The following is an 18219-nucleotide window of genomic DNA, read 5'->3' on the forward strand; positions in this document are numbered from 1 at the left end:
TTTAGACAGTTATAAAACCAACCATTATTTGATAATTCGATGAAATACTTTATCACAATTCTATTTAGCATGCTGTTAGCCGTTTCAGCCTATGCTCAAAAAGGAACTCTTACCGGAACGGTAGTGGATGAAGAGACCGGTGAAGAGATGATCGGTGTCAATATTTTTGTCCCAAGCGCATCTGATGGAGGGGTAACAGATGTGACCGGCAAATATAATATCCGGCTTGATCCGGGCAGCTATACTGTAGAGTTTTCCTATATCACCCATCAAAAAAAAATAGTAGAGGATGTTGAAATTCGCTCGGGTGAAGTTACACAGCTCGATATCACATTGGCTCAATCCAGCCAGGAACTGGATGAGGTTGTAGTTTCTGCAAGAAGAATTGATAACAACGAGGTATCACTGCTTCGGCTTCAAAAGCGCTCTCTTCCGGTTCAGGATGGAATTTCATCAGAAGAGATTAACCGAATAGGGTTTAGTAACTCTGCCGAGTCGGTTCGTCAGGTAACAGGAGCTTCAGTTGAAGGCGGTAAATTTATAGTGATGCGTGGATTGGGCGATCGCTACAGTATTTCAAGTATGGATGGGATTGTACTGCCTACTACAAATCCGTATCGAAACAGTGCCAGCCTCGACCTGATACCATCGAGCATGGTGGATAACATTGTAGTGAAGAAGACTTTTTCACCCGATCTTCCAGGTAATTTCACAGGAGGAGCGGTGGATATTACCACAAAATCGCTGCCCGATCGCTACTATCTCAGACTCAACACGTCCATTAGTTTTAATGATCAAACCACGTTTAACAACAACTTTCTGACAGACCCAATTAATAATAGTCTAAGCAGACTGGGGTATGATGACGGTTCCAGAAAACGCAATTCAGATTGGGCAGATAATGAGTACCTAAACCGACTGAATTTTTATTTAATTCAGATACAGAATAACAACCTTTCAGATCAGCAGATTCAGGGGTTCAATTCAACCATGCAGTCATTTTCAGAGAGGCCATTTCATGTCAATCCCCGAACTCCCGGACTGGATCATAGTCTAAACGTATCATTTGGAAACCGGCACTTTTTTGGTGATACACAGCTTGGATACAACGTTGGAATAAATTACAGCAAATCGTATTCACAATACGATGAACGTGAAATTAATAACTACTCTGCACGTATTCCGGATGGTAGCGGCAGCCGGATGCAGGAGTTTCAGTTAAACAGAGGGAGCGAAAGTATAGATGAGGTCAATAACGGGTTGATCGGCTCCGTTACACTTCAACTTAATCCGACAAACGAAATTACAACAACCTCAATCTACAATAACAATGCAACGGAGTCGGTGTTGGATATGCAAAATGGCGCCTATCCCGGTGCACTCTCATCAGGTTCTTATAACAACAGGGTGATCTCATTTGTGCAGAGAGAGCTTTTTAATAATCAATTAAAAGGTCGCCATACCTTTGATAATCTGGAGGTTAAATGGTCGGGTAACTACATTCTTTCCAGTCAGTATGAGCCGAACACGAGATTTATCGGATCTCCGGTTGATACACAAGGGCGATACTTTTATGTACGTGAAGTCCAGCTTCCATTCCACTTTTTCAGAGATTTGAATGACACACAGTATAACGCAAAACTGGATGTGGAGTATAAGTTTTCGAACCGGTTTAGTGTAAAAACCGGTGGGTTCTATACACAGAAAGACCGCGAGTTTAATGAGTATCGATATCAGTTAGAGAATAACGGTACAAACGCCTCAAATCCTGAGTTTTTGAGTTTTGGAGAAGCATCGGGAGATTTTGCGAACTATTTCTCTGCGAATAATACAGGAATTCTGGGGAGGAACAGCGAGGGGGATCTGATTCTTGGATTAACCTACCGGGATCAGACCCGACCGGAAAATAGCTATACGGGAACTGAAGGAATTTCCGCGGGATATTTAATGGGAGTTTGGGATGTAACGGATCGATTGAAACTCTTTGGCGGTGTCCGTATTGAGCATACAGATTTCTCTGTACTCTCGGGATCGAGAAATGAAGCACTTCGGGAAGGCAGTATTAATGAAGTGGATGTACTGCCATCCATGAATCTCATTTTTGCACTGAATGAGGATTCCAATCTCCGGTTGAGTGGAAGTCAGACTCTTGCCCGACCAAATATGAGGGAGCTGGCACCGTTCGCTTCGTTTGATCTTTTAGGAGGTTTCCCGATCGTGGGGAATCCCAACATCGACCGGACAAATGTGATGAACTTTGATGTTCGGTATGAAATTTTTCCGAGTGCGGGCGAACTTTTTGCCTTGAGTGCTTTTTATAAAGACTTTACCAACCCGATTGTAATGGAGCTGGATGTTGCGACAGATCAGCCTCAGTATCAATATATCAACACTAATAATGGACTCCTCTACGGTTTTGAAGTTGAATTCAGAAAACAGCTTGGATTCATTGCCTCTGCACTGGAGAATGTTAAATTCTCGACAAACTTCACCTACACAAACTCGAGAGTGGACCTGAGTGAACGGGAGTTTGAAACACGAGAGTTACTCGATTCATCCATCAAGTCGTACAGGCCGTTTCCATACCAATCCCCGTACCTTATCAACATGATGTTGGTTTATGAAAACAGCGAAACCGGATGGGACGCTGCACTCTATGCAAATATGGCAGGGAAAAGACTGGCGGCCAATGGGGCGGGTGCTGCACCGGATGTGTACGAGGTGAACGGAAAGCTGGATAATAATGGTCGGGTGAAAAGTGAAATCCCGACGCCGGATATGAGTTTCAGGGTTCAAAAAACATTCCTGAACCGATTGTCAGCAGCATTGAGCGTAAGTAACCTCTTGGATTACAGCGTGGTTCAGTATCAGAAAGATGCAGATCAGTACTTCACGAACAGTGCATTAAATCCGGGCAGAACATTTAAGCTGAGTGTTACCTACCGGATAAACTAATCACGAACCTTTATTACTGACTTCGATTTATAGTCAGATTAAGCATTTCCATCCCGGAAGCCCGAACAGAGTTGGTAACTGTTCGGGCTTTTTGATTGTTGGAACGTTTCTGCTCAAATCTTTTATTACATTCTGTCTTTAAACTGGCGGGAACCGTATTCTGTTTGACGGTGTTTCTACAGTTGATCGAAGAGTAAAATAGACGGTAGTCAATGATATCAACCGTTTTCGATTAATTTGAAAAAAGACAAAGATACAGACAGTGATTTACGTAACAAGAAAGGCGCATTTTAACGCATCACACCGGTTGCATAATCCTGAAAAATCCGATGATTGGAATAAGGAGACATTTGGAAAGTGCAATAATCCAAACTGGCATGGCCATAACTATCAGCTGGAAGTAACCGTTGCGGGTGAACCCAACCCGGAAACAGGTTATGTAATCGATCTGGGAAAACTTAAGTCGATTATACACCGGAAAATTTTGGAGCCATGTGATCATAGAAATCTCAACTTGGAAGTGGATTTCTTAAAAGGAATGATTCCCACCTCAGAAAACCTGGTGAAAGCCTTTTTTATGGAGTTACAGGATGAAGTGAATGAAGCCGCGTATGGAGAATCCGGACTCTACTCTGTAAAGCTTTTCGAAACTGAACGAAACATTGCCGAATATTGTCCTAATCGGGCAGTTTAAATTCTGAAACAGACAAACCTATGATTTCAACAAATCTCAAAAGATTTTACGATCCTACATTTGTGGTAACAGATCAGTACAAAGAGAGTTTACCCGATTTGCAAAATGGCCCGGCATCCCTTATCGAGGGTGCAAACGTGCCGATTCAACAGGTAGGTATTTCCAACTTTAAACTACCGTTGAAATATCCAACACCATCCGGTGAACTTCTGACACTCGAAACATCAGTTGATGGATATGTTGGGCTGGATGCCGGTAAAAAAGGGATTAACATGAGCCGTATTATGCGAACGTTTTACAAGTTCCAGCATGATGTTTTTCATCCCGATAAACTAAGAGAAGTACTTGAACAGTACCGGGAAGATCTGGAGAGCCGGTCGGCATTCTTGAAGTTATCATTCAGTTACCCAATGCTTCAGGAAAGTTTGCGGTCAGGGATGAGCGGCTATCAATATTACAATGTGGCTATAGAAGGAAAATTGGATGAGAACGGCGTATTTACGCGATTTGTCCATCTCGATTTTGAATACAGCAGTGCGTGCCCTTGCTCGTTTGAACTGGCTGAGCATGCTCGTGAAACACGCAATGTGGCTGCAATTCCCCACAGCCAGCGGAGTGTTGCAAGTATTACGGTTCAGCTCAACAGTGAAATGATGATTGACGACCTGGTTGAAAGCTGCAGAACTGCTTTAAAAACGGAGACCCAGGTTATGGTGAAACGTGAAGATGAACAGGCTTTTGCTGAATTGAACGGTGCGTACCAGAAGTTTGTGGAGGATGCAGCTCGACTTCTGTATGACGAACTCAATACCGATGAGCGCATTCGCGATTTTGTGGTTCGTTGCGCTCACCTCGAAAGCCTTCACAGTCATGATGCCGTTAGCCGAATTTGTAAAGGTGTTCCAAACGGATTGAGATAGTAAACATTATTTGAAATAGAAACAGTTCAGGCAGGCTTAAATCCCCTCTAAGGTTTTGAGGTTGCTTTCTTGTAATTACTTTTTCGAAGCCAACGCTTTGAGCGGGAAATAAAAAAAGGCGATTGAAATGAATCAATCGCCTTTAATTTTGAACTTTGATTGAGGATTAAACCGACAGAGCCTGGTCCACGAGATTATTTTGTTCAGCTTCGTGAATTTTCTTCTGTCCGGCCGCCGGAGAAGCTGATGCTTGTCTTCCAACATAGCTCAAATTCTGTCCCTTCTTAAGAACTTCCATGAACCTTGGGGCAGCGTAACTCCAGGCACCCATGTTTTTCGGCTCTTCCTGGCACCAGACGATATCCTTCACATGCTTCATCTCGTTCAGGTAGTTCTCAATATCTTTATCCGGGAACGGATAGAGTTGCTCGAGGCGTGTGATCGCCACATTTCCAAGTCCTCGCTCTTCCCGCTCTTTGTATAGATCGTAGTATACTTTTCCTGAGCAGATTACAATGCGGTCGATCGCTTTTGGATCTTCAACTTCCTGATCTCCGATAAAAGGCATAAACTTGCCGTTTGCCAGCTCTTCAACATTAGAAACAGCAAGCGGGTGCCTTAACAGGCTCTTCGGCGACATGATAATCAGAGGTTTCTTCTTCTCCTGAAGCGTCTGCTTTCTTAACGCATGAAAATACTGCGTAGGGGTTGTGAAGTTTGCAATCTGCATATTGTCTTCAGCACAGAGTTGTAGGAAACGCTCAAGGCGGGCAGAAGAGTGCTCCGGCCCCTGTCCTTCATATCCGTGCGGAAGTGTCATAACCAACGCAGAATTTTGACCCCACTTTGCTTCTGAAGAGGATATAAACTGATCGATAATGATTTGAGCACCGTTCACAAAGTCTCCGAACTGTGCTTCCCAAATAACAAGCGCGTCCAGTTTTGCTGCTGAGTAGCCAAACTCAAATCCGAGGGCAGCAAATTCACTCAACAAGCTGTTGTAGGGATAGAAAGGTCCCTGATCCTCAGATAGATTGTTTAATGGAATAAATCGCTGTGCTGTTTCAGTTCCGTGCAGAACTACATGACGATGTGAGAATGTACCTCTCTCCACATCCTGCCCGACTAACCGAATGGTGCGGCCACTTTTCAGAAGTGAGCCGAAGGCGAGTGCTTCAGCAAAGCCCCAGTCTATTTTTTTGTCATTTTTCTGAGCAGCATCAGCACGTTTTGCAAGCTGTCGGAGAAGTTTAGGGTTTGCATCAAAGTTTTTCGGAACCGTGTTCAATTTCACCGCAATCTCTTTCAGTTCCTCCACAGAGTAAGTGGTGTCCGGGAACTCGTCCCGCTCTTTTTGAAGCTCTTCCGAACGGTCAAGCATTTTATCGGTTACCTCAAGGGCCGGTGAGCTCTTGGCATCTTCGAACGCTTTGTTCAGAAGTTCATCAAACTCATCAAAAATAGCCTGAATTTCCTCTTCACTGAACTCGCCTTTACGCAGGAGCTCTTTTACATAAATATCTCGAACCGGATCGTGATTTTCGATCTCTTTGTACATACCGGGCTGAGTAAAAGCGGGTTCGTCACCTTCATTATGCCCGTGTTTTCTATAGCAGATCAGATCAATAACCACATCCTTTCCAAACTTCTGGCGATACTCCAATGCGAGGTTCATTACGTGAACAGCAGCTTCCGGATCATCTCCGTTTACGTGGAAAATGGGAGCCAGTATCATTTTGGCTAAGTCCGAAGCGTATTCAGTTGAACGAGCATCCTCAGGCAGAGTGGTAAATCCAATCTGGTTGTTAATAATCACATGAATGGTTCCGCCGGTTTCATAAGCTCTCAATTGAGACATGTTTAATGTTTCGGCTACCACTCCCTGGCCGGCAAACGCTGCATCACCGTGCATTAAAATTGGAACAATCTTTTTCTTGGCGTTACCTTCACCGTCAAAATGGTCCTGGCTGGCACGTGTAGCACCCTCAACAACCGGATTTACAGCTTCTAAATGACTAGGGTTTGGCAAGAGTTCAAGCTCAATCGATTTACCGCTCTTGGTTTCATAAGCGCCTTTTGAGCCGAGGTGATATTTCACATCACCTGAACCCTGAATACTGTCCGGATCGATGTTGCCTTCAAAATCGGCAAAAACTTTCCGGTACGGCTTATTCATTATGTTAACAAGAATGTTGAGTCGTCCTCTGTGAGCCATCCCGAGGAAAAACTTCTCAATATCTTTCTCACCGGCTTTTTCCATCAAAAAGTGCATCATCGGGATGAGCGTATCGGCCCCCTCGAGTGAAAAACGTTTGTGGCCGATATACTTTTTGTGCAGGAACTGTTCAAAAGCCATCGCCTGATTCAGCTTATGAAGAATATCTTCTTTCTCCTCTTTGGAAAGATTTGGACTGTTTGTGGTCGACTCCATCGATTCACGCAGGAATCGCCGTTCATCAAGATTGAGAAGATGTTTGTACTCTGCACCAATCTTGCCGCAATAAGTACTTCTGAGCAGCTGGATGATATCACGAAGCTTCGCAGTTTTCTTACCTCCCAGGCCATCACAGAAAAATTCACGATCCAGGTCCCACAGTGTGAGTCCGTAATATTCAAGATCGAGCTCGGGGCTCTGTCCCGGGCCTGATCCCAGAGGATCCAGATCGGCCAGAACATGACCTCGCATTCGATACATGTTCATCAGGCGCCAAACAGCAATAGCACGGCGATCTTGCTCCAGTGTATTCGCTTTTCCGCTGAGCTGTCCTTCATACTTATCTTCACCATATGGCAGAGGCTGGTAAGGGATTTCCAGATCACGGAAAATGTTGTCATAAAAATCTTCTTCACCGTTCAACAGGCTGTGAACTTTTTGCAGGAACATGCCTGACTCAGCGCCCTGTATAATTCTGTGATCGTAGGTACAGGTGACGGTCATCACCTTACTCACACCAAGCTGGTTCAGTACATCCTGGGCCATCGACTGAAATTCTGCCGGATAGTTGATGGCACCGGTTGCAATGATGGCACCCTGACCTTGCATCAGACGCGGTACGGATGATACTGTACCAATTGTACCGGGGTTTGTAATACTGATCGTTGTGTTTTGAAAGTCAGATACTTCCAATTTGCCATTACGGGCTTTGTCTATGATCTTAGCATAAGCGTAGAGAAATTCCTTGAAGTTCATCGTATCCACGCCTTTTATGTTGGGTACAACAAGGTTGCGGGATCCGTCCCGGCTTTCAAGGTCAACCGCAATCCCCAGGTTAACCTGCCCCGGTTTTACTTTATAGTGTGTTCCTTCTTGTTGTGTATAAAAAGAGTTGATATTTGGAAACTCTTTCAGTGCGCGAATCACTGCCCATGCAATAAAGTGAGTGAACGACGCCTTCGGTTCACCCCGCTTTAGCAGGTGGGTGTTGACAATAGAACGATCTTCGGTGAGCATTTTTACCGGAAGAACACGCAGTGAAGTGGCCGTAGGCACCTCAATGCTTTCGTCCATGTTATCTACAATTTTGGAGGCAACACCTTTAATTTTTTCAAGCTCGGCACCTTCAGGAATAGATGGAGTATCATCTTTCTGATCCGTTTTCGCTTTTTTAGCAGGGGCCGGCTTGCTCTCTTTCTGTTTCCTCTCTGATGGTGCAGGCTGTTTGGTTTGCTGATCAGGAGCCGGTATTTCATTTCCGTCAATCTGGTCAAAATATTTTCGCCAATGATTGGGTACGGATTCCGGGTTGGTTTGATACTGTTCGTATAGCTCTTCAACAAGAGCAGAATTTGGGCCGAATACAGATTCAAGTGATTTCAAAACGACGTATGGGTCTTTAATTGAATTGGGTTAAATGTATGGTAGATTGCAGTCTCACAATCCTCAATAGATAAAATTTTTTTTTGTTTCGTTTGGTTCAGCCAAACGAAGCTGGGGCTCGTCTGTTTTACCATAATCTAATGTTCGAATGTTTTACCATAATCTAATGTTCGAAACAATCCTGTTGAACATTAAAGGATTAACAAGTCAGTAAATTAACCATTTAACTATTAAAATACGATGAATATCACATACTTTTAATAGCATTTGAAGTTCTGAAATCTGAGTTCATCAAAGGCTTTTCATTCATTATATTCAAACCGATAAGTTTAATTAGTTTCATTTGATTTAAAAGGAGTTTATGAGCGGTAAAAGCAGTGAAAAAACAGGGGCGGAGAATATTACATGGGATCTTTCCGATCTTTATAAATCTCCCGACGACCCAAAGCTGAACAGTGATAAAAAGAGTATTCTCCGGGAGGCTGAGAAGTTTGCAGGAAAATATCATGGTCGAGTCTCATCACTTTCTGCCTCTGATTTTGCCGAAGCTTTGAGAGCATACGAGAAGCTGATCCAAAAGGCAGGAAAAATCGGTTCGTACTCCCACTTGATCTGGTCAACCAACACTGAGGATGCCGCTCTGGGTAAATTGTTACAAGAGGCAAATGAGCTGGGTTCAGAGCTTAGTCAAAAGCTGGTCTTTTTTGATGTGGAGTGGATGAAAGTGGATGATGACCGCGCAGAAGAGTTGATCAACTCTGAAGAGCTGTCAGGGTGGAAGCACTACCTGACCGTATCCCGGCTCTATAAGGATCACACACTATCGGAGGATGCCGAACAGGTGATGAGCGCCAAATCGGTAACCGGCCGCTCTGCCTGGAATCGATACTTCGATGAAACTCTGGGTGCGGCACGGTTTGAACTGGACGGTGAAGAGATGACCGAGCAACAGGTATTGAGCAAACTGCACAGCCCGGACCGTGATCTTCGCAGGAGAGCTCACGCATCATTGACCCAAACATTTAAAAAACTTTCCAGAACGCTCACCTTTATTTTCAATACCCTGCTGGCTGATAAGCACACAAATGATAAACTCCGCGGGTATGAAAGCTGGATAACTTCCAGGAACCTATCTAACCAAACAGACAGTGAAACGGTGGAGGCACTGATTTCTGCCGTAACCGGCCGTTACGAATTGGTGCAGCGTTTCTACAAGTTAAAGCGCCAGTTGCTGGATGTAGATGAGCTGTTTGATTATGACAGATATGCTCCGATCGCAAAAAACCGGGAGACAGTAAAGTGGAAAGAAGCACAGGCAATGGTGCTTGAAGCCTACGGTGATTTTCACCCACAGATGAAATCGATTGCTGCAGAATTTTTCGACAAAAAGTGGATTGATGCGGCCATACGACCCGGAAAGCGGGGAGGTGCCTATTCGGCAAGCACGGTAACCAGTGTTCACCCTTATGTATTTATGAATTTTGACGGACAGCTGCGGGATGTCCAGACATTGGCGCACGAGTTGGGGCACGGAGTGCATCAGTATTTATCACGAAAGCAGGGTGAGCTTCAGTCATCTACTCCGCTTACAACCGCAGAGACGGCATCTGTTTTTGGCGAGATGCTCGTTTTTAACAAACTGATGGAAAAGATAGATGATCCGAGGGAAAAGTTGGCGCTTTTGATCAGCAAGATTGATGATACGATTGCCACTGTTTTTCGTCAGATCTCCATGAATCGATTTGAAGACCGAATTCATACAGAACGTCGAGAAAAAGGTGAATTGACAACGGAACAATTTTCAAAACACTGGTATGAAACCCAGCGCGATCTATACGGTGATTCTATAACCATTACAGATGAATACCGGCTCTGGTGGTGCTATATACCGCACTTCTTACACACACCGGGGTATGTGTATGCTTACGCATTTGGAGAGTTGTTGGTGCTCGCTCTCTATGACTCATATCGTAATCAAAAGAATGGTTTTGCCGATAAGTACATCGAACTGCTGGAGGCCGGCGGGTCGGACTGGCCGCACGAAATTGTTGCCAAATTGGATATTGATATTCGGGATGCTGAGTTTTGGAATCGCGGACTTGATCTATTTGAATCTATGATTGAACAGGCGGAAGAACTTGCAGGTACTCTTTAAAATCACCCCTACACCTTATGGATAAAAAACGTGAAGAAAAGGCGCTATTCGAGTTTAAGCACGCAGTGGACGACATTGTGCAGCTACTCCGGAAATCAACTGAGGCAGATACGGTTTACATGTATTGGGTAAACCGAACCCGCGGGCAGTTTGTGCTGGAAACCAACTCCACAATATTGCCAAACGTGATGTTCAAAGACCGCATCAACTTTGACGAGTTTTTCCTGAATGGTTTTAAAGAGGTTGAACAGGTGATGCAGCTTAAAGTGGATGAAGATCTTGAAGCCGTAGAATTGAGTCACTATCACGATTTTGTTCCTGTTCGTTTTTTAACTCTTGTGCCATTTATAAATAATGGAGAGACGGTTGCCATAACGGTAATAGAGACAGAATTTCAGATCAATCTGACGGATTATGATGATGTGATCTCATCGTACCGGAATGCATTGGTAAACTTATTGAATACCTACCTTGAGCTCACAGATCTTTATGACAAGCAGAAGGAGTGGATTAAATATGACCTCGGGCTGGACAAGATCAATCCCAAAATGCATAAAGCGGAAATTTTAGAACGAACCGCCCTCGAAATGCAAAAACTTGTGCCAAATGGCGGTGTTACGGTTGTTGCACGGGGCATGGAATGCTGGAGCAGTGTTTACCGAACGGTTAACTCTCCTGACCATCCGGCTTTGGGGCTGATGGTTGAGGAAAAGAGCATTGCCTATGATGCTTTACAGAAGGGGAGCGACCAATTTGTCATCCATTTCAATCAGAATCCTAAACGGATTTGCAGTGCAGAGTATAAAACAGATGGCGCAACGTATGCCATTCCTATTTTGATTAACGATCGCCGACATGCTGTTGTGCTTACCTACCATCACAACCCGTTGGTATTTAAAGATTCAGTGAAACATAAGCTGAAGAACCTTGTTCGGGTTGCGTCTCTGAATATTCAAATCAACCAGGGCAGAGTGGATGTGGATCAGGATCTGTTAACCAGCGAATACGGAAGCTTTATTCCTGAACTGTGGGAGCGAAGCCTGAACGTTCAAATTAGGCGATCGGGTATAACGGACGAACGTGCATGGTTCGGGTTTGTGTCGATCAACAATTTGCAGGAGATTCGTTCCAGGCTCCGCCTTGAAGATCTTAAACGACTTCAGAAATCTGTAGTTAACTTGCTCAATCCCGCCCGATATGGACAGAAAGGCCTGATTGGGTTTAATACCGATTACATCTATGCCGTTCTATTATCTGGGAGTGATCCTGAAAGTGAAGCCAAGTGGAAAAATTCCGTGCAGGAACAGCTTAAGGATCCCGTTGAACTGTTGGGCGGACAAAAAGTGCACCTCTCCATGACATTCGGAATGACGGAAGTGGACGTATCTGTGGGGGATGTTTATGAGCATATCAAGCGAGCAAAAAAAGTGCTTTCCGACTCAATGAAAGATCAACAGTCGAGATCTGCCAGTAATTTTTAAATCAATCGGATATTCAGAATGCCAAGATTTTTTACGATCGTCATTGACGGACTCGGAATTGGAGCTCAGGAAGACGCAGCCGACTACGGCGATGAAAATGCCAACACACTGAGGCATGTGTGTGAACAGACAGGGTGCCGGCTTCCAAATTTTGAAAGGTTGGGACTTGGCAACATAGAGCCACTGGGAACTGTAGAGGAGTGTCAGCAGCCGATTGCAGATTTCGGAAAAATGAGAGAAGTATCAGCGGGAAAAGATTCTACAACCGGTCATTGGGAAATTGCGGGAATTCACCTTGAAAAACCGTTCCCCACATATCCCAATGGATTTCCGGAAGAAGTGATTGACGCCTTTTGTAAAAAAACAGGAACAGAGGGTGCTTTGGCAAATGTACCATACTCCGGAACGGATGTGATCCGTGATTTTGGAGAGAAACACCTGAAAACCGGTAACCCCATAGTCTATACTTCGGCAGACAGCGTTTTCCAGGTGGCATGCCATGTAGATGTGGTTCCACTCGAGACACTTTATGACTGGTGTGAATTTGCCCGTAATGAAGTGATGGTCGGAGAGCATAGTGTTGGCCGGGTGATTGCACGCCCTTTTCATGGCGAAACAGGTAAGTTTGAACGATTGTCAGATGATCGGCATGATTTTTCTTTATCACCTCCAATACCAAACCTGCTATCTCTGCTTAAAGAAAATGAGGTTAAAACCTATTCTATTGGAAAGATCATCGATCTGTTTGCTGAAGAGGGATTTGATCAATTTCGCAGAACAAAAAGCAATGCCGAGGGTTTATCGCAAACCCTTAGTCTGATGAGTGCCAACATAGACAATAGTTTTGTGTTCGTAAACCTGATCGATACAGATCAGAAATATGGCCACCGGCAAGATCCGGATGGTTTTGGGCAAGCGCTTGAGGAGATCGATCGGGCGGTTCCGGCTCTGCTCAATAAACTGAATGAGGGAGATGTGTTAATATTTTTGGGCGATCATGGTAATGACCCAACCGATGAAAGTACCGACCATACTCGCGAGTTTGTGCCGCTGATTGTTGTCAGAGGCGGTAAAGAGTCAGGACAGAGTTTAGGAATTCGGAAGACTTTTTCGGATGTATCAGCTTCAGCGCTCGAATTTTTTGAGATTGATAATAATCTGCCCGGTAACTCATTTCTTTGATCCGTGAGATTTGTTATTACCTCGGATGCATTCCATTCGATACATAATTCAGTCCATTATATCACATTGCAGGAGGGAGGTTTTCAGGAGGGAATGTGATCTTTTTGGTGTGGAGGCTGATTTGATGAAATTCATTTCAAAAAAAGTGATTTTGTTTGTATCTTAAACAGTTCGAGTTTCGGCTGAAATAAAACATTCTTCAAACCCGCTCGTTTACTAGTCAGATCACACAGGCGCAAGCACAATTTTTTAATCAAATCTTCTTAAAACGTGGCAAAAAGTTCAGGAATTTCTACCCGCGAATCTGAATCTTTAGATCGATACCTTCACGAAATTGGAAAAGAGAAACTCATTACCCCGGATGATGAAGTCCGTTTGGCAAAAGAGATTCAAAAAGGATCGCAGAGAGCCCTCGAGGAGCTGACCAAGGCGAACCTTCGTTTTGTTGTATCGGTTGCCAAACAGTATCAAAACCAGGGATTGTCGCTGGGTGATTTGATTAACGAGGGGAACCTCGGCCTGATCAAAGCAGCTAAACGGTTTGATGAAACTCGTGGATTTAAGTTTATCTCTTACGCCGTATGGTGGATTCGTCAATCTATTCTTCAGGCACTTGCCGAACAGAGCCGAATTGTTCGACTGCCGCTGAACCGAGTAGGTGCACTCAACAAAATTGGTAAAGAGCTTTCCAAACTGGAACAGGAGTATGAGCGTGTTCCTTCTGCTGCTGAGCTGGCTGAAAGTTTGGACATGACGGTATCTGAAGTAGCGGATACACTCAAAATTTCCGGTCGCCATCTCTCGATGGACGCTCCGTTTGCTCAGGGTGAAGATAACCGATTACTTGACGTTCTCGAAAACGAAGAGATTCCAAATCCTGATAACGACCTGATGGGCGAATCGCTCAAGGTTGAAATTGAACGGGCACTATCCAAACTAACCAAACGAGAAGCGGAAGTTATCCGACTCTACTTTGGAATCGGGCGCGAGCATTCGCTCACGCTTGAAGAGATCGGCGAGCGATTTGACCTTACTCGAGAGCGTGTGCGTCAAATTAAAGAGAAGGCGCTTCGTAAACTGCGACACCATAACAGAAGCGCTGCGCTCAGAGCTTATTTGGGGTAATGACAACGTTCTCGTCTGGAGCTCCGCTCCGAAGACGACCGGCAGCAGCTTTGCAGCATGATCTCTTGGCTCAATCTTGGCGGGTGTTTGTAGATAATATTTAAACCCACTCGCCACTATTCTGTTTTTCATTTAAGCCATTCTCACTATTCGGCGATGATTTTTTGCTCATTTCCATTCGCTACGCATGTGCTGTACCGATGGGACAGGGGAATTAGAATGACGAATATCGATTGATGAATAATTGTCAATCCCTGAATTAGCTTGACCGTTGAAGCCTGTAACCTGCTTCACATGAACATGTGATTTGCAGGTAAGCTCGAAGTTGTTAGCTTTCCTGAATGACTTGGCGATTATTACTTATCACATTTTACCTGTTTCTGACCGTCGGTTTAGAGCCGCTATTTGGCCAGTTGCTTCCATTTCGCACCTACTCCATCGAAAGCGGATTGAGTGAATCCGGAGGCCACGACCTTCTTCAGGACTCTAAGGGCTACGTTTGGGTAGCTACAGGCTATGGTCTGAATCGGTTTGATGGGAAACTGTTCCGGCAGTATTATGAAGATAATGGGCTTGCCAATAATCGGGTTCATGCGTTAATGGAAGATTCCGGGCATAAAGTTTGGGCAGGCACTGAATCCGGCATATCAATTGTTGAGGGGGATACACTCCAAACCCCCGACTATCTACTTGAGCTTTCAGGTAGTTCTATACAGGCACTTTTTGAAGATCGAAATGGTGCAGTTTGGATCGGTACAACTTCGCGGGGTCTTTGGAGGTTAACCAGAAACCGGATCCTTGAAAATATCAGCGAAAAATATTTTCCCGGGATCAGGAATGTTCATGCAATCGGGCAGACAGAAGACGAGGCGATCTGGATAGCATCTACCGAAGGTTTGGTTCGCTTGGAGGCAGACAGTGTACGGATCTTTTCAGAAGAAGACGGGATAGCCGGGTCAGGTTTTCAGGAACTTACAGTAGATCGCTACAATCGAGTGTGGGTTGGTTCATCCGATGGACTGATTCGGTACGATCACGACTCATTCAGGCTATTTGGCCGAGATGCAGGACTGGACAATACGCAAATCACGTCTATTTCAGTACAGGATTACAGAACGATTTGGGTTGGAACGGAAGGCGGCCTCAACCGATTTGACGGCAGCAGATTTACCGGATATACTCGTGATCAGGGTTTACCGGTGACCATCATTCGGTCGTTGATGATTGATCGTGAAGATAATCTTTGGATCGGTACTCTCGGCTCAGGAATTTCGCACTATTCCGGCCCCGTTTTTGAAAGTTTCAATATCGATACCGGTATTCCCAATAATGTGGTAACCGGATTTATTGAAGATGCAGATGGTGCCATTTGGATCGCAACGTACGGCGGCGGAGTGACTCGTTATGACGGCGAGAGGATGACAGTGCTGGACGAATCTGATGGATTGATAAACAACAAGGTCTATACTTTTTATCGGGACAGCAGCGACCGGATCTGGATTGGAACAAGAGAAGGGATCAGCATCTATGAAAATGGTCGTTTTACAACATTTGAAGCTTTTGACATTGAATTCAGGTCTGTTCGAAAAATTTATCTCGATGAAGCGTCCGGAGAGATTTGGATTGCTACCTATAACGCTGGCCTCTACCGGATTGATGATGATGGCTATGATCAGTTTAATACGTCAAATATTTTTCTCAATGATACGGTTATGGACATCAAAAAAGATGAGGATGGAATCTATTGGTTTGCTACCTATGGAGGGGTAGTCCGCTACGATGGAGAAGAGTTTCAATTTATCACCATCGCAGATGATCTTCCAAGTAACGGTGTAATACAGATATTTATTGATGATGAGGGAGAAAAATGGTTTGCCACGTTCAACGGCCCGGCGCGCTACAGAGATGGAAAGGTTGAGAGATTAATACGTACCCGGCAAATTGATACTATATTCTATTTTACCATTCAGGATGGTGATGGCCGTTATTGGTTTGGAACAAACAGAGGCTTAGCCCATCTTCGCAAGGAGGATATTTATGCAGCCCAAACGGAGCTGGATAGAATGACTTCCTACCGATTTTATACTACCAATCAAGGATTGATAGCAAACGAACTGAATGCCGGTGGTTCATACCTTGCATCGGATGGAAGTTTATGGCTCGGTACGGTTGAAGGAGTCAGCCGATTTAACACGTCTCTTTTAAAAACAAATTCTGTAGCACCGGGGCTGGAGTTTGAAGAGATCCTTATCAGTGGTAATCAGGTTGATCCCTTTAGAGAACACACATTTTCGCACGAGCATAATTTTCTTCAGGCAACATTTTCAGGCCTGACGTTTGAAGCACCTGAGCAAATTATCTACGAGTACAGGCTCAGAGGTTTTGATGAGGGGTGGCAGCTGGGCCGGGAAAACTCTGTCAGATATCCCTCACTACCGCCCGGAGAGTATCGGCTGCAGGTAAGGGCGTATAATGCCGATGGAGCGGGCGGAGATAAAACTGCACAATTCGCATTTAACATTTTGCATCCATTTTATCTGCAATGGTGGTTTATTCTCTTTCTGCTGATACTTTTTATTGGTTTTATACTATTTACAATTCGTTACTACCGAATTCGAAAACAGGTGGATATTGAAAAGATGCGGGTCCAAATAGCCAGTGATCTTCATGATGATGTGGGATCTTCATTAACCGAGCTTGCTCTGCAATCAGACTTTTTGCAGGCGTTTGAAATCAGTGACGATATGCGCGGTACTCTTCAGCAGATGGGTGAGCAGAGTCGAAAAATTGTGAGCAGTTTGGATGATATTGTTTGGTCGATTGATTCGAGAAATGATACCGCCGGAGATTTGACTGACAGAATGCAGGATTATGTGAACCAGATGTTCAGTAATGGAAAATGTAAGGTCATATACGATTTTGATGATCTGGATATGGATGAAAAACTGCCGGTTCAGATTAAAGAGAATATCTATCTGATTTTTAAAGAAGCCGTGAACAATATTGTGAAGCATTCAAACGCATCGAGAGCCGATGTTCGTTTTTCGTTTGATGGAAAAGGTTTTGATCTGCTGGTTTCAGATAATGGAACCGGAATAGATAAAAACCGCAAGAGCGGTCAGGGTCTTAACAATATTCAGATGCGAGCTGCTCGGGTAGGTGCGGATGTGGATATTAACTCGAATGATGGATTTTCAATCAGAGTAAAGGGTAAATTGTTATGAATCGAGATGTAAAAAATGGTATGATCGAAGTTGGAATTGTAGAAGATAATACAAAAATTCGGGATCTGATCCAGCGCTACCTGGAGATGCAGGAGGGCATTAGCTGTAAAGTAGCGGTTGAGTCTGTTGAGGATATGCTGGAACATCTAAAAAAAGAGAATAAACCCAATATTATTCTGATGGATATTCAACTTCCGGGAATGTCGGGAATTGAAGGTATCGGTATTATTAAAAAGGATTTTCCTGAGATCGATATTATTATGCTCACTGTTTACCACGACTCTCACAAAATTTTCGATTCTTTGGTTGCAGGTGCATCCGGCTACCTTTTAAAACACACCTCCCTGCCTGAAATCAAAGAAGCGGTGGAGGATCTTGCCAAAGGCGGAGCACCGATGTCGCCACAAATTGCACGGAAAGTGATTCAATACTTCAACAAACCGGCAACAAAGAAAAAGCCCGAGAGTGATTTGACAAATCGGGAGCAGGACATTGTGAATGGCTTGGTTGATGGACTCAGCTATAAAATGATTGCCGATCGATACGATATCTCCATCGATACGGTTCGGGCACATATTCGCAATATCTACAAAAAGCTGCATGTAAACTCCAAGGCTGAAGTGATTGCAAAATCACTGAGAGGAGAAATTTAACGACTGCCGGATT

At 44.3% G+C, this 18219-nt stretch carries 10 protein-coding genes; 9 read left to right on the top strand and 1 reads right to left on the bottom strand.

Annotated features, from left to right (window positions below; all coding sequences use genetic code 11):
* Positions 1 to 39 precede the first annotated feature (39 nt).
* From BG260_RS04795 to folE2, 3 genes are all read left to right on the top strand, one after another.
* Positions 40 to 2955 (top strand): TonB-dependent receptor, encoded by a 2916-nt coding sequence (locus BG260_RS04795; RefSeq protein ID WP_083750099.1) that lies wholly within the window; start codon positions 40 to 42, stop codon positions 2953 to 2955.
* 262 nt (positions 2956 to 3217) lie between these two features.
* Positions 3218 to 3649, top strand: coding sequence for a 6-pyruvoyl trahydropterin synthase family protein (locus BG260_RS04800; RefSeq protein WP_083750100.1), 432 nt, complete (start codon positions 3218 to 3220; stop codon positions 3647 to 3649).
* A 20-nt stretch (positions 3650 to 3669) separates the two neighbouring features.
* On the top strand, positions 3670 to 4569 hold the full coding sequence (gene folE2, locus BG260_RS04805) for a GTP cyclohydrolase FolE2 (protein ID WP_069130819.1): 900 nt from the start codon (positions 3670 to 3672) through the stop codon (positions 4567 to 4569).
* A 166-nt stretch (positions 4570 to 4735) separates the two neighbouring features.
* Here folE2 and BG260_RS04810 read toward each other — a convergent pair whose 3' ends face one another.
* On the bottom strand, positions 4736 to 8386 hold the full coding sequence (locus tag BG260_RS04810; protein ID WP_069130820.1) for a multifunctional oxoglutarate decarboxylase/oxoglutarate dehydrogenase thiamine pyrophosphate-binding subunit/dihydrolipoyllysine-residue succinyltransferase subunit: 3651 nt from the start codon (positions 8384 to 8386) through the stop codon (positions 4736 to 4738).
* A gap of 361 nt (positions 8387 to 8747) precedes the next feature.
* Here BG260_RS04810 and BG260_RS04815 point away from each other — a divergent pair, with 361 nt between their 5' ends.
* From BG260_RS04815 to BG260_RS04840, 6 genes are all read left to right on the top strand, one after another.
* Positions 8748 to 10541, top strand: a complete 1794-nt coding sequence (locus BG260_RS04815; RefSeq protein ID WP_069130821.1) for a M3 family oligoendopeptidase — start codon at positions 8748 to 8750, stop codon at positions 10539 to 10541.
* A 17-nt stretch (positions 10542 to 10558) separates the two neighbouring features.
* Positions 10559 to 12022 carry a hypothetical protein gene (locus tag BG260_RS04820; RefSeq protein WP_069130822.1) on the top strand — a complete coding sequence of 488 codons (1464 nt, stop codon included), beginning with the start codon at positions 10559 to 10561 and terminating at the stop codon, positions 12020 to 12022.
* An 18-nt stretch (positions 12023 to 12040) separates the two neighbouring features.
* The gene (locus BG260_RS04825; RefSeq protein ID WP_069130823.1) at positions 12041 to 13204 is read left to right on the top strand and encodes a phosphopentomutase; all 1164 of its coding nucleotides are present in this window, start codon (positions 12041 to 12043) and stop codon (positions 13202 to 13204) included.
* Positions 13205 to 13474: 270 nt separating this feature from the next.
* Positions 13475 to 14329: a sigma-70 family RNA polymerase sigma factor gene (locus BG260_RS04830; RefSeq protein ID WP_069130824.1), complete on the top strand. Its 855-nt coding sequence runs from the start codon at positions 13475 to 13477 to the stop codon at positions 14327 to 14329.
* A 341-nt stretch (positions 14330 to 14670) separates the two neighbouring features.
* Entirely contained in the window at positions 14671 to 17553 is a 2883-nt protein-coding gene (locus BG260_RS04835; RefSeq protein WP_069130825.1) for a sensor histidine kinase, read from the top strand.
* Positions 17550 to 18206, top strand: coding sequence for a response regulator transcription factor (locus BG260_RS04840; RefSeq protein WP_245683896.1), 657 nt, complete (start codon positions 17550 to 17552; stop codon positions 18204 to 18206). The genes BG260_RS04835 and BG260_RS04840 overlap by 4 nt, the downstream gene beginning before the upstream one ends.
* The last annotated feature ends 13 nt before the right edge of the window (positions 18207 to 18219 follow it).

This window comes from Rhodohalobacter halophilus (assembly GCF_001715195.1).
GTDB classification, from domain to species: Bacteria; Bacteroidota; Rhodothermia; order Balneolales; family Balneolaceae; genus Rhodohalobacter; species Rhodohalobacter halophilus.

What these genes read in the sequence shown, in the direction of transcription:
- BG260_RS04795 (WP_083750099.1), top strand. Translation starts at nt 40, where the DNA reads ATGAAATACTTTATCACAATTCTATTTAGCATGCTGTTAGCCGTTTCA.
- folE2 (WP_069130819.1), top strand. Translation starts at nt 3,670, where the DNA reads ATGATTTCAACAAATCTCAAAAGATTTTACGATCCTACATTTGTGGTA.
- BG260_RS04815 (WP_069130821.1), top strand. Translation starts at nt 8,748, where the DNA reads ATGAGCGGTAAAAGCAGTGAAAAAACAGGGGCGGAGAATATTACATGG.
- BG260_RS04820 (WP_069130822.1), top strand. Translation starts at nt 10,559, where the DNA reads ATGGATAAAAAACGTGAAGAAAAGGCGCTATTCGAGTTTAAGCACGCA.
- BG260_RS04825 (WP_069130823.1), top strand. Translation starts at nt 12,041, where the DNA reads ATGCCAAGATTTTTTACGATCGTCATTGACGGACTCGGAATTGGAGCT.
- BG260_RS04835 (WP_069130825.1), top strand. Translation starts at nt 14,671, where the DNA reads ATGACTTGGCGATTATTACTTATCACATTTTACCTGTTTCTGACCGTC.
- BG260_RS04840 (WP_245683896.1), top strand. Translation starts at nt 17,550, where the DNA reads ATGAATCGAGATGTAAAAAATGGTATGATCGAAGTTGGAATTGTAGAA.